7 protein-coding genes and 3 pseudogenes are annotated in these 14,064 nt (G+C 49.1%); 3 read left to right on the top strand and 7 right to left on the bottom strand.

Annotation, left to right across the window (positions count from 1 at the left end; all coding sequences use genetic code 11):
• Nucleotides 1–2: 2 nt before the first annotated feature.
• From yfcU to C1P89_RS02180, 6 genes and pseudogenes are all read right to left on the bottom strand, one after another.
• Nucleotides 3–2,645 (bottom strand): annotated as a pseudogene (yfcU, locus tag C1P89_RS02205) (fimbrial usher protein YfcU).
• A gap of 81 nt (nt 2,646–2,726) precedes the next feature.
• Nucleotides 2,727–3,290, bottom strand: coding sequence for a fimbrial protein (locus tag C1P89_RS02200; RefSeq protein ID WP_000033327.1), 564 nt, complete (start codon nt 3,288–3,290; stop codon nt 2,727–2,729).
• A 683-nt stretch (nt 3,291–3,973) separates the two neighbouring features.
• Nucleotides 3,974–4,459, bottom strand: a complete 486-nt coding sequence (gene sixA / locus C1P89_RS02195) for a phosphohistidine phosphatase SixA (protein ID WP_001195819.1) — start codon at nt 4,457–4,459, stop codon at nt 3,974–3,976.
• Between the two features lie 202 nt (nt 4,460–4,661).
• Nucleotides 4,662–6,806 (bottom strand): fatty acid oxidation complex subunit alpha FadJ, encoded by a 2,145-nt coding sequence (gene fadJ / locus C1P89_RS02190; RefSeq protein WP_000424986.1) that lies wholly within the window; start codon nt 6,804–6,806, stop codon nt 4,662–4,664.
• Complete coding sequence (gene fadI / locus C1P89_RS02185) at nt 6,806–8,116, bottom strand: acetyl-CoA C-acyltransferase FadI (RefSeq protein WP_000531956.1); 1,311 nt, start codon at nt 8,114–8,116, stop codon at nt 6,806–6,808. Before fadI ends, fadJ begins: the two co-directional genes overlap by 1 nt.
• Before the next feature lie 179 nt (nt 8,117–8,295).
• Complete coding sequence (locus C1P89_RS02180; RefSeq protein ID WP_000030901.1) at nt 8,296–8,580, bottom strand: YfcZ/YiiS family protein; 285 nt, start codon at nt 8,578–8,580, stop codon at nt 8,296–8,298.
• Between the two features lie 371 nt (nt 8,581–8,951).
• Between C1P89_RS02180 and fadL the strand changes: the two genes are divergently transcribed.
• Together fadL and C1P89_RS02170 are read left to right on the top strand one after the other, a co-directional pair.
• Nucleotides 8,952–10,292 carry a long-chain fatty acid transporter FadL gene (fadL, locus tag C1P89_RS02175; protein WP_005143038.1) on the top strand — a complete coding sequence of 447 codons (1,341 nt, stop codon included), beginning with the start codon at nt 8,952–8,954 and terminating at the stop codon, nt 10,290–10,292.
• Nucleotides 10,293–10,757: 465 nt separating this feature from the next.
• Nucleotides 10,758–11,964: pseudogene (locus C1P89_RS02170) on the top strand (IS110-like element ISEc20 family transposase).
• A gap of 127 nt (nt 11,965–12,091) precedes the next feature.
• On the opposite strand, the gene C1P89_RS02165 reads toward C1P89_RS02170, so the two are convergent.
• Nucleotides 12,092–12,789 (bottom strand): IS1-like element IS1A family transposase gene (locus tag C1P89_RS02165; protein WP_094096600.1). Its coding sequence is split into 2 segments (ribosomal slippage): nt 12,092–12,540 and nt 12,540–12,789, totalling 699 coding nucleotides; the frame shifts between segments, so codons are not numbered across the junction.
• A gap of 104 nt (nt 12,790–12,893) precedes the next feature.
• Here C1P89_RS02165 and C1P89_RS25730 point away from each other — a divergent pair.
• A pseudogene (locus tag C1P89_RS25730) lies at nt 12,894–13,962 on the top strand (hypothetical protein).
• Nucleotides 13,963–14,064 lie beyond the last annotated feature (102 nt).

Here is a 14,064-nt window from a genome sequence, read left to right as displayed (position 1 = left end):
CGTTATTGGTTAGCTGAAACAGAAACAGGGGGATTGGTGGGTGTCACCTGTTGCGTCTGCTCCTGAATGACAGGCTTTATGTCATCAGGAACAACCGGCGCGACGTTGCCTTTATGCTGGCATGGCAGTAACAAGCCGTTAAACAGATCGGCAGGCAGCGGGTCCGGCAGGTTGATATCGCAATGCGCAACACCACTCCAGAACACACTCATGTGTTCGCCAGGTTTCACCCCAGCCAGATAAACATTGCCGTCATCATCGACAAGGCCCACTGTCTGCTCGTTATCATTTTTTACTTCTGCGCCAAACGGAGGATGGCTGCCGTCTTGTAAACGCAGCACCGCCATCGCTTTTTGACCACTGATGACGGCAAATTTGCGGTAGCCAATCGCCCCTTCAGTTAGCGTGGCTTGTACCACCGACTGGGTTGCTTCGGCGTTTTCCGGCAGTTTGTTGAGGTCGATATACGCCTGATTGCGGTAATAGTTATTGACGTCAGAAACGACGGCTTTACCAAACATATTGGTATAAACAGCAGCACCGTTACCTTCTACCGGAACATCGGCAACGCCATCGGCATCAATCAACAAGCGTGTCCCGCCCATATTCTGGGTACGGTGAAGTGCGCCACCGTGGGCAGTAAGCGTTGCGCCGCCCTGTAACGACAAGCCCGCAGAGGTGTATTGCCCTTCATGGTAGTTCGCACTGAGGTCAACCTGCGCCAGCGAACCATCATGGCTGTAATAGCCGTCAACGCTGGTGTGTTTGTCACTGGTGCCGACGTTCAACTGATAGTGAGTCGCGTCATCGACACGGCTGAAATAACCGACCTGACTGCTGTCCGTCCCACTGCCATAGTTACCGTTATAGCTAACGGTACTGTTGTCACCCCACGGCATACTGAGCGAAATGTACATGCCTTTGTCGGCCTGGTTGTCATACTCGTAACGGTAGCCAGTCATCGAGATGCTGACATTACGAATACTGCCCATATTGAAATAGTGCGAGAGCATGATGTTGTAGTTTGTCTGCTCCTCGCGATCCCAGTAGGTATGGCGGGTATAGTTGAGATAAACCGAAACACCCGCATCGCGGAAGTTCTGGTTATAAGTGGCAGTGTACATCTCTTTGTCGTTGCCCGTGCGTACCATTCCGCTGTCACTGGCATCCAGATACTCGCTCATGGTCATAAAGTTCTCTTCCGAGAAGCGATATCCAGCAAAAGTAACGCGGCTGTTGAGCTGGTCAAAGTCTTTGGAATAACTCACACGGAAGGAGTTACCGTCCAGCGAACCTTTGCCATAAGCGGTGTCTTTATCCAGTTTGGTGTGCGAGTGAGTAACATCAAACGCGACCGCGCCGAATGTAGACAAATCGCGACCGACGCCAAGCGCCGCAGACTGATAGTTTTCATCTCCCAGTGCGCCGCCATATAACGACCAGCCGTTAGCGATCCCCCAGGAAGCTTCAGCACCAGAAAAAAATTCACCCTCGACATGGTGTCCCCACTCTTGCGGACGGCCCATCATGATCTTATAGCGAACCTGACCTGGACGAGTGAGGTATGGCATCGAGGCGGTGCTGATGTCATATTCCTGCACCTGGCCGTTCTGTTCTTCAATGCGAATATGCAACGTACCGGAGACAGAATCACCAAGATCCTGAATACGAAACGGTCCAGCCGGAACCTGCGTTTCGTAAATCACACGCCCCATCTGGCTGACGGTCACTTTTGCTGTGGTGTGTGCCACGCCGGAAATGTCTGGCGCGTAGCCGCGCAGATTGGGAGGCAACATTTGATCGTCAGTACTGACACTGCCACCAACATAGTTAAAACCATCAAAAATATCGGATCTGAGGTAATCCTCGCCCAGCGCCAGTTTGGCTTTTAATGATGGTAACGCCCGCTAGGCATAGTAGCGACTCCACTCCCATTTTTTTTGAGTTTCATCGCCGCTGAATTCATCGTCATCATTACTGCGAGTATGTTGATAGTTAGTCTGCCAGTCAGCACGCATACGCCACGGCCCCAGGTTAACCCCGACCGTCCCGTTGCCGCTGATCTCGTTACTATCATCACCGCCATTTTCTTCGTGCCGGGTTTGTGCGTTGATGCTGTAGTCCGCGACGATCCCGGAGATGCCGTCATCCCAACGTGAAGGCGGATCCCAGTCGGGATAAGTATATTCGAGGTAAGCCTGTGGCAGTGAAATGACTAATGCGGACTGGCTTAAATCAGCCTTAATTTCCATGCCTTCCAGTTGACCGGATTTCAGGCATTTAGCATCGTGGCTCCATTGCAGATTTTTCGCCACGTCTTCTTTTAAACCAAACTGCGCTACCAGTTCCGGTGTCAGACAAGCATAGCTTTTGCTCGCGTCATCTTCACCAGCATACCAGTAAATATCGTACTCTTCCGCCAATGGCTGTTTATTTAGTTGAACCTGTAAATTGTATTTTCCGGGCTCAACATATCCCTGGCTGGAAAAACGCTTCAGATCAATTTTTGTGTCGCCTTTTAATTCCAGAAAACGGGAATCAAACTGAATGTCGTCTTCAGCCCAGACACTGCTATAACTCCCTGACATTGCCAGCGCAATGCACCACGGAAGAATCCGTAATCGAAAAAGAGAATGGTCAGGCATACACGTTTCTATCCGTTTTTATTCTTGTTCGGTCAAAATCCATTTAAATCCCCCATAGCAGTGTCGCTATGGGGGTATGCCTTACAGGTAAGTAATCTGGAAGGTGGTATTTGCTTCGAAATTACCCAGATCTGGCGCATCAGCTGCGCCGACCAGCCAGGCTTTAAAGTTCAGTGTCTGCTTCGCTTTGCCTTTATTGGTAGAAGTGTCTTTCACTATTTTCTGGTCAATACCCATGCCGCTTTTGTAAGAGGTACCCAGAGAGTCACCGATCGCCAGGCTAACATTGTTAAATGCCGCACAGGTATCGGTATTGAAAATGGTGTAATAATTGCCGCTATTTGCAGAAGAAACGGTACCAGTAAAGGTAGTGGTCATTGTTTCCTGAGTATCAAATACGCAATCTTGCAGACGAATCTGGAAACTTTTCGGCGTGGTGGTGCCGTTATTTTTCAGTTTTTCGGCACCGATATCACCCATATCAACTTCCAGTTTGTGATCGTCCGGAACGATAGAACACACTGAGTCTTCAATGGTGCCGTAAAAACGTGCAGTACCGTTGTTACCCGCAGCGATTGTTGCCGTAGAGGTGAACACGCCCATCACCATTGCCGCAGCAATAGCTGTTTTAACAAACTTACTCATTATTTGTCCTTAAACTATAAATAATTAAAAATATAAACATTGCAATACATTGATTCAGTCAATAACCAATGTTTATACCCAGCCATTGAATACGGCATGCGATCCAAAAAGAACAGGTCGTAGAAAATTGTATTCGTTGGTGTGGGGCCGCATAGTGATGTTTCCACACCCCTGATGCAATTTAATTTTACTAAAGAGTAAATGTAGATTTAATTAATATATTGACAGAAGAAAGGTTATCTTAAGGACATCCTTAAAAAATACGGAATAAGTATTTAGAAAAAATAGAAAGTATATCAATAATGAATATCAACAGCTTAAAAAACAAACAATGAACATATAATGCGATTGGCATTTATCCACTTTTGACAATATAATATATAAACACTATAGCCAGAATTTAATCAAGTTTCAATTACATCCTGCCTGATTATTCAACTCTATTTTCTCTATTATCTGTATTAATAAATGACAATGAGTGTCAAACAGACATTATTCATTTCAACATGTAACTTTGGGCAAAATCAAGATACGCGCAGAAGAATAATTTCCGAATGAAAGTAGAAAGTGTTTTATTTATAGATGGGGAGAGTCTTCGATAGTAGTGAGATTGACAGATATCCGCTGCCTGATGAGCAATTATGCCCAATGAATCTACCTCATTGGGCATAATTTGGAACTCATCAGATAGCTTTTGCCATCTTCAGATTACACGGGCTCATCTGCCAGTTGAATGTGCCGTTTCCGCTTTCATCAAGCGTTACGCTGGCAATGGCCGAGGTGGTAAACATAGGCGGCGTTTCGCCCGGACATAACTCGGCAACCAGATACCCGACTAACGGTAAGTGAGAGATCACCAGTACCGAAGCAACACCTTCATTGGTCAACGCCTGCAAATAGGCACTGACCAGACCAACATCGCCGCAGGGCGTTAACTCCGGCAGAACTTCTGCACTGGAAGGCAGGTTCAGACAATCCCCTACTTCTTCCAGTGTTTGCTCGGCTCGCAGGAACGGGCTCACCAGAACGCGTTCGATTTCCACTTTTTGACCTTTCAGCCAGTTCGCCATCAGGCGAGATTCGTCACAACCATTAGTGGTCAGAGGACGAACCGAATCACTGGCGGCATCAAGGGCTGCGTCGCCGTGACGCATGATAAAAACTTGCATATTGCACCGCTTTTGTTAACCAGATTCGTCCGTTTTCTTTCATCTGAAACCAGAGAAAGAAAACGGTGGCCGGCATTGTGCCTTATCCATTCACCGAATGAAACGCTGTTTTTTACCTCAATGGCGTAAGTATAGTCAATATGCGTTTACATTTTGACCAACACTCCGCCATTCAGCGCGGATTCATATAGCTTTGACCTTCTTATTGAAGGTCAGTTGCAGTTGTTTTCCAAAAACTTTCCCCACGCGCGCCCATCTCGACCAAACGCTCGCAAGGGGTAAAACGGGAACCATACTGCGTGGCCAGTCGTTGCATTATTGCAACCACTTCGCCCGCGCCGAGAGAATCGATATAGCGGAACGGTCCACCGAGAAATGGCGGAAAACCAATGCCAAATACCGCGCCAATATCCCCGTCACGCACGCTACGGATAACCTGCTCATCAACACAACGTACTGCTTCATTCAGCATCAACATCACACACCGTTCAGCAACCTGCGGTGCGGAGAGTCGCCCCTGCCCTTGTGCGCCAATGAGCGGGTAAATGGCGGGATCGACCTGTTTTTTGCTTTTACGCCCTTTCTGACCATAAAGATAGAAACCCCGACCATTTTTTCTGCCTTTGCGATCGTCGTTCAAAATTGAAGAAACAACATTTGCAGGCGCGCTAAAACGTTCTCCATAAGCGGCTTCCAGTACAGGAATAATTTTAGTCCCGGTGTCGATTCCTACCTCATCCAAAAGTTGGATTGGGCCTACCGGAAAACCAAATTTCACTAGCGCGGCATCAATGTGCTCTACCCGTTCACCTTCGGTCAGCATGCGGATAGCTTCATTAATGTAAGGCGCTAAGATGCGATTGACGTAAAACCCGGCTTTGTCACGCACGACAATGGGCGTTTTGCCCTGTTTTTTCGCCAGTTTTACCGTAGTGGCGATGGTTTGCGCCGATGTACCCGCATGAGGAATAATCTCTACCAGCGGCATTTTTTCCACAGGACTGAAGAAATGCAGGCCAATAACTTGCTCAGGTCGCGCGGCGTGAGCGGCGATATCACCAATCGGTAAAGATGACGTGTTCGAAGCAAAAATGGTATGAGCGGCGCAATTTTGCTCCACTTCCGCCACCATCTGTTGTTTTAATTCGAGATTTTCAAACACCGCTTCAATAATCAGATCGCGATGGGCAAAGCCGCGATAGTCCGTCGTTCCGGAGATTAATGCCAGCTGTTTGTCACGTTCGCTGGCTTTGAGATGACGACGGCGAACTTTGCCCTCCAGCTGATCCCAACTGTACTTCAGCGCATGATTTATGCCCTGCGGGTTGATATCTTTAATTCTGACCGGAAGCCCCGCTTTACAAGCAGTGACATAAGCAATACCGCCGCCCATCAAGCCACCACCTAAAATTCCCACGCTGTTTAATGGCGCAGGCGGTGCATCACTACCGGGATCTTTCTTCACGTCCGTACTGGCAAAAAAGATACTACGCAAAGCTTGCGATTGCGGCGTCATCGCCAGTTCGCCAAAGGCGCGAGCTTCAGCGTCATAGCCGCTGCTGGTGCCCTGCGCTAATCCCGTTTCAACAACCTCCAGGATGCGTTCTGTCGCCGGATAATTGCCTTGAGTTTTGTGTTCTGTTTTCTTGCCGACCATTTTGAACAGCAGCGCACGACCTAACGGCCCCGCCAGAATACGCTCGCGTACAGGTAGAGGGCGGGAAGATGGGCGATCCTTCTTCGCCAGCTCAACAGCGGCTTCCAGCAAAATGGAGTGCGGAACAACGTCATCCACCAGCCCCAGCTTTAATGCCTGTTTCGCCCGAAGTTGTTTTCCGGTGAGAATCATCTCTAATGCTGTACTGACGCCTATCAGACGCGGTAAACGCTGGGTGCCGCCTGAACCGGGTAACAATCCAAGTTGTACTTCAGGCAAACCGAGCACCGTTTTAGGATCGTCAGTACAAACGCGACCGTGGCACGCCAGCGCCAGCTCCAGCCCACCGCCCAGGCAAGCGCCATGAATAGCCGCGATAACCGGAATGGGCAAAGCATGAATCTCCGCCATCAACTGTTGGCCCTGCCGCGCCAGTGCTTCCGCTTCTTGCGCCGTTTTGCAGTTGCCAATCATGTTGATGTCTGCTCCGGCGATAAAATTGTCCGGTTTCGCGGAGATAAACACCACGCCGCGCAACTCTTTGTTTTCACGGAGTTGCTTAATAATGGCGCGCACCTGCGAGGCAAATTCCGCCTTCAGGGTATTCATTTTCTCATCCGGTACATCGATGGTGATGATAGCAATGTTGTCCAGACGAACATTAAGAGTAAACGCTGATGCCATTTCCATTATTCCGCCTCCAGAACCATTGCCGCGCCAAGCCCACCGGCAGCACAGGCGGTAACTAAACCAAATCCACCGCCGCGACGGCGAAGTTCATGCAATGTCTGGGTAATCATCCGCGCGCCGGTCGCCGCGAAGGGATGCCCGTAAGCAATCGAACCGCCAAGCACGTTAAATTTGCTATCGTCCACTTCGCCAGTGGCATGTGCACGCCCCAGTACTTCACGAGCAAAACGTTCACTACCCAGCAACTGAATATTCGCCAGTGTCTGAGCTGCAAAGGCTTCGTGCATATCGATCAATGTCAGTTCGCTCATCGTCAAACCGGCACGTTCCAGCGCCAGCGGTGTTGACCAGGCTGGACCGAGCAACATGTCCTGCCAGACATCAATCGCAGTAAATGCGTAGCTGCGCAGATACCCCAGCGGCACCAGCCCTAATTCTTTCGCCCGGGATTCAGTCATCAGGATCACCGCTGCCGCGCCATCGGTCAGCGGCGTACTGTTTGCCGCCGTTACCGTTCCGTGTTTGCGATCAAACGCCGGGCGCAGCTTTGCGTAATCGGCAAGCGAGGAATTACCGCGAATATTGTTGTCTTCGACAAGCGGTTGTTTATAAGGAGGGATAAAGGCAGTCATCACCTCTTCTTTGAGTTTTCCGTCTGACCATGCCTGAGCGGCACGCTGATGCGAACGGTGCGCTAATGCATCTTGCTGTTCTCGGGTGATGCCGTAGGTTTTCGCCATTTGTTCGGCGGTGTCGCCCATCCGCAAGCCAGTAGAATATTCTGCTACCGCAGGCGGTACGGGCATTAAGTCGCGCAAACGCAGGCGAGAGAAGAGTTTCAGGCGCTGGCTCATGGTTCGAGCTTTGTTGACATCAACCAGCACGCGCGCCAGTTTTTTACTGACGCCAATTGGCAATACGGAAGAGGAATCTGCCCCACCGGCAATCCCCGCTCGGATAGTTCCCGCCATCAGGCTTTCTGCGACGTTTGCAACCGCCTGGAAACTGGTAGCGCAAGCGCGGCTGACGCTGTAAGCATCGGTATGCACATTCATTCCGGTACCGAGAACAATTTCACGCGCAATGTTGGGGGCTTCAGGCATTTGTACGACCTGACCAAAGACCAGCTGTTCAATCACTTCAGCGGGGATCTCGCTGCGTGCCAGCAGTTCGCCTACCACCATCTTCCCTAAATCAACCGCGGGAATGCCATGAAAAGCCGTCGCCTGGCGGGCAAAAGGCGTACGTAAACCGCTAACAATGGCGATACGATCGCCCTGGCGGGTAACCAGCGGTAAAACCTGACCCATAACACTCCCCTGTAAAAAAATAAATAAAGTGGTCTGACCTGATCATAGTCTTAACTATTTTTTTACATTTAGCCAAGCGGAGAAAAAGGAAAGTGGGAGCTATGACACAGTGAAGACAGGAGAAAGAAAAGAAAACGCCCCTGCCAGCAACTGACAGGGGCGAACGTACCCGAGAGGAATTAACGCAGACCCAGCTGGAAGATCAGCATTTCAGCTTCGCAGGCAAAAGTGAAATCGATATCCAGGCGCACACCGTCAGACTCTTCAGTGAAAGTCGGGGAGATTTTGCACGGTTCGGATTCCACGCTACGGGCTTTTTCAGTCAGCGCCGCCAGCGTTTGTTCTGCTTCTGCGCGGTTTGCAAACACGCGGCTGTAAGACGCGGTGCAGTCGGAGTTGTCCATAATGGTGCCAACATCCATACAGCAGCAAACCGGGGTTTCATCAGCACTACATTTACTCATCGTTGATTTCCTCTGTATGTGCACCCAAGGTGCCAGATAAACGTTGTGGATATTTTACGCTTCCGGAAAGTGCTGCTCCAGTTGTTAATTCTGCAAAATCGGATAAGTGACCGAAATCACACTTAAAAATGATCTAAAACAAAATTCACCCGAATCCGCGAGTGCGCAACCTCCAAATTTTGCCAGCTGGATCGCGTTTCTTAGATCATATTTGAAAAAAGATGGAAACATACTTGCAGCATTCCAGCTGGTCCGACCTATACTCTCGCCACTGGTCTGATTTCTAAGATGTACCTCAGACCCTACACTTCGCGCTCCTGTTACAGCACGTAACATAGTTTGTATAAAAATAAATCATTGAGGTTATGGTCATGAGCCAGAAAACCCTGTTTACAAAGTCTGCTCTCGCAGTCGCAGTGGCACTTATCTCCACCCAGGCCTGGTCGGCAGGCTTTCAGTTAAACGAATTTTCTTCCTCTGGCCTGGGCCGGGCTTATTCAGGGGAAGGCGCAATTGCCGATGATGCAGGTAACGTTAGCCGTAACCCCGCATTGATTACCATGTTTGACCGCCCGACATTTTCTGCGGGTGCGGTTTATATTGACCCGGATGTGAATATCAGCGGAACGTCTCCGTCTGGTCGTAGCCTGAAAGCCGATAACATCGCGCCTACGGCATGGGTTCCGAACATGCACTTTGTTGCACCGATTAACGACCAATTTGGTTGGGGCGCTTCTATTACCTCTAACTATGGTCTGGCAACAGAGTTTAATGATACTTATGCAGGCGGCTCTGTCGGGGGTACAACTGACCTTGAAACCATGAACCTGAACTTAAGCGGTGCGTATCGCTTAAATAATGCATGGAGCTTTGGTCTTGGTTTCAACGCCGTCTACGCTCGCGCGAAAATTGAACGTTTCGCAGGCGATCTGGGGCAGTTGGTTGCTGGTCAGATTATGCAATCTCCTGCCGGGCAAACTCCTCAAGGGCAAGCATTGGCAGCTACCGCCAACGGTATCGACAGTAATACCAAAATCGCTCATCTGAACGGTAACCAGTGGGGCTTTGGCTGGAACGCCGGAATCCTGTATGAACTGGATAAAAATAACCGCTATGCACTGACCTACCGTTCTGAAGTGAAAATTGACTTCAAAGGTAACTACAGCAGCGATCTTAATCGTGCGTTTAATAACTACGGTTTGCCAATTCCTACCGCGACAGGTGGCGCAACGCAATCGGGTTATCTGACGCTGAACCTGCCTGAAATGTGGGAAGTGTCAGGTTATAACCGTGTTGATCCACAGTGGGCGATTCACTATAGCCTGGCTTACATCAGCTGGAGTCAGTTCCAGCAGCTGAAAGCGACCTCAACCAGTGGCGACACGCTGTTCCAGAAACATGAAGGCTTTAAAGATGCTTACCGCATCGCGTTGGGTACCACTTATTACTACGATGATAACTGGACCTTCCGTACCGGTATCGCCTTTGATGACAGCCCAGTTCCGGCTCAGAATCGTTCTATCTCCATTCCGGACCAGGACCGTTTCTGGCTGAGTGCAGGTACGACTTACGCATTTAATAAAGATGCTTCAGTCGACGTTGGTGTTTCTTATATGCACGGTCAGAGCGTGAAAATTAACGAAGGCCCATACCAGTTCGAGTCTGAAGGTAAAGCCTGGCTGTTCGGTACTAACTTTAACTACGCGTTCTGATAACGCGTTCGCCTGGATAAAGTCACCTGCATAGCAGGTGACTTTAACTCCCCCACTTCACCGAAAGTAGTGTCCTCATTGCTTACCTCCTGAGTTTTGCAAACAGCCTGTTGGCAGCTTGCCCTTTCAAATCAATAAGCGGTATCCACAGACAAACCTGAAGGGAAAGGCATATTTTCAGGCGTTCTGCTCGTCCTTCTCAAAGAGTTTACTTTTCTGCATTTCCAGGATACTCCCCGTTACTTTATTCGTACCCCTTATAATGGGGTGTTAGCCAGCCAGACCCGGCATGATTACTGCCCCCAGTCGTCCATGATCCGGGGGGTGATGTCACCGGGTCTGGTGGGGCGCTGGTAACCGCTAATAGGGGTCAGGTCAGGCACTTTTGCCGGGACCGTCTGTAACGTGGATGCCGGTACCTGCTCCCCGTGGTTATCTGGTTAACCCATATACAAGGGAGACAGAATGACCGAATCCAGCGATTACGAATCCGTCCAGGTCTTTATCGGCGTTGATGTCGGTAAAGATACGCATCACGCTGTTGCCATTAATCGTTCAGGTAAACGCCTGTTCGATAAAGCATTACCCAACGACGAAAACAAACTCAGGTCGCTAATATCTGACCTGAAACAACATGGTCAGATACTGCTGGTTGTTGATCAGCCAGCTACCATCGGTGCGTTACCTGTCGCCGTTGCCCGCTCAGAAGGAGTCCTTGTCGGATACCTCCCTGGACTGGCCATGCGCCGCATAGCCGACTTACACGCCGGTGAAGCTAAAACTGATGCTCGTGACGCTGCCATCATTGCCGAAGCTGCCCGTACCCTGCCTCACGCGCTACGCACGCTGAAACTGGCTGACGAGCAAATCGCCGAACTCTCCATGCTCTGCGGCTTCGATGATGATCTTGCCGCACAGACAACGCAGGCCAGCAACCGTATCCGCGGCCTTCTGACCCAGATACATCCGGCACTGGAGCGCGTTCTCGGTCCGAGACTTGAGCACCCGGCGGTACTCGATCTTCTCCAGCGATATCCCTCACCAGAAAAACTCGCTTCGCTGGGCTTCGCTGGGTGAGAAGAAGCTGGCAGCCCAGCTCTGCAAACTTGCGCCTCGTCTGGGTAAACGCCTTGCAGCAGACATAGCTCAGGCACTGGCCGAACAAACCGTCGTCGTTCCCGGCACGAATGCCGCTGCCGTAGTACTGCCACGTCTGGCACTCCAGCTCATCACGCTGCGTAAGCAAAGAGACGAGGTGGCGCTTGAGGTAGAACAGCGAGTTCTTGCTCACCCTCTTTACCCGGTCCTGACCAGTATGCCCGGAGTCGGTGTCAGGACCGCAGCCAGACTCCTCACCGAGGTCGCCTGCCGCGCCTTCGCCTCTGCCGCACATCTCGCTGCTTATGCTGGCCTTGCGCCGGTAACTCGGCGATCCGGCTCGTCAATACGCGGTGAGCATCCCTCGCGACGGGGTAATAAAGCTCTCAAACGGGCGTTGTTCCTGTCGGCCTTCGCCGCGCTCAGGGATCCGCTCTCCAGGGCTTACTACACCCGCAAAATGAGTCAGGGAAAACGACACAATCAGGCGCTTATCGCCCTGGCGAGACGACGCTGCGACGTTCTGTTCGCCATGATGCGCGACGGGACTTTTTATACCCCGCAGGGGTCATAACATGCTTGACAACTTAATAGGGGCACCCCCTGGCTATTGTGCGCTCATACACTCAAATTAAAGATAGGTTCTAAATAAATGAGCGTTTTTTGATAGTCTATTTCATTAGGTAGGTAATGACTCCAACTTATTGATAGTGTTTTATGTTCAGATAATGCCCGATGACTTTGTCATGCAGCTCCACCGATTTTGAGAACGACAGCGACTTCCGTCCCAGCCGTGCCAGGTGCTGCCTCAGATTCAGGTTATGCCGCTCAATTCGCTGCGTATATCGCTTGCTGATTACGTGCAGCTTTCCCTTCAGGCGGGATTCATACAGCGGCCAGCCATCCGTCATCCATATCACCACGTCAAAGGGTGACAGCAGGCTCATAAGACGCCCCAGCGTCGCCATAGTGCGTTCACCGAATACGTGCGCAACAACCGTCTTCCGGAGACTGTCATACGCGTAAAACAGCCAGCGCTGGCGCGATTTAGCCCCGACATAGCCCCACTGTTCGTCCATTTCCGCGCAGACGATGACGTCACTGCCCGGCTGTATGCGCGAGGTTACCGACTGCGGCCTGAGTTTTTTAAGTGACGTAAAATCGTGTTGAGGCCAACGCCCATAATGCGTGCTGTTGCCCGGCATCCAACGCCATTCATGGCCATATCAATGATTTTCTGGTGCGTACCGGGTTGAGAAGCGGTGTAAGTGAACTGCAGTTGCCATGTTTTACGGCAGTGAGAGCAGAGATAGCGCTGATGTCCGGCAGTGCTTTTGCCGTTACGCACCACCCCGTCAGTAGCTGAACAGGAGGGACAGCTGATAGAAACAGAAGCCACTGGAGCACCTCAAAAACACCATCATACACTAAATCAGTAAGTTGGCAGCATCACCCATTAGGTAATATATATTTGTAACAAATCAATCAAAATGGAATAAAATCATGCTACCATCTATTTCAATCAACAATACCAGCGCAACTTACCCAGAATCCATTAATGAAAATAACAATGATGAAGTTAATGGATTAGTACAAGAGCTCAAAAACCTTTTTAATGGTAAGGAAGGAATAAGCACCTGTATTAAACATCTACTTGAGCTTATAAAAAACGCCATACGAGTAAACGACGATCCTTAAGATTTAATATTAATAATTCCTCAGTTACTTATATTGATATTGGCTCCAATGATACAGACCATATTACTATTGGTATCGACAACCAAGAACCAATAGAATTACCTGCGAACTATAAAGACAAAGAACTCGTCCGTACTATCATTAATGACAACATAGTTGAGAAGACTCATGATATCAATAACAAGGAAATGATCTTCAGCGCATTAAAAGAAATATATGATGGAGATCCTGGTTTTATCTTCGATAAGATATCACACAAACTCAGACATACGGTAACGGAATTTGATGAGAGCGGGAATAGCGAACCAACGGACTTATTTACCTGGTACGGTAAAGATAAAAAAGGCAACTCTCTCGCTATTGTAATTAAAAATAAAAACGGAAATGATTACTTATCTCTCGGTTACTACGATCAGGACGACTACCACATTCAAAGAGGAATTCGTATTAATGGTGATAGTCTCACCCAATATTGTAGTGAAAAAGCCAGGAATGCTTCAGCAATGCTTCAGCGTGGTTTGAAAGCAGTAAAGCTATCATGGCAGAATCATTTGCAACAGGTTCCGATCATCAGGTTGTAAACGAGCTCAACGGGGAAAGACTGAGAGAACCTAACGAAGTTTTTAAACGTTTAGGTCGAGCAATAAGATATAATTTTCAAGTGGACGATGCAAAATTTAGACGCGACAATGTAAAAGAAATAATTTCTAATTTATTCGCTAACAAAGTTGACGTTGACCATCCTGAAAATAAATACAAAGACTTTAAGGATCTCGAAGATAACGTTGAAAAAAGACTTCAAAATCGCCAGGCGAAATATCAAAATGAAATTAATCAACTATCTGCGCCAGGTGTTAATTTTGATGATATTTAAAATTATTTTTCCAGTTTTTTGATTTTTCAACGCCTGAATATCGGAAATAGTCAGTGACGAACATCAGTATTTTTACATCATTACGTCCGGGTCATTGTCGGT

The sequence above is a fragment of the Shigella sonnei genome (assembly GCF_002950395.1).
In the GTDB taxonomy this organism is placed as follows: Bacteria; Pseudomonadota; Gammaproteobacteria; order Enterobacterales; family Enterobacteriaceae; genus ECMA0423.
This window is presented reverse-complemented; position numbering and strand designations above follow the sequence as displayed.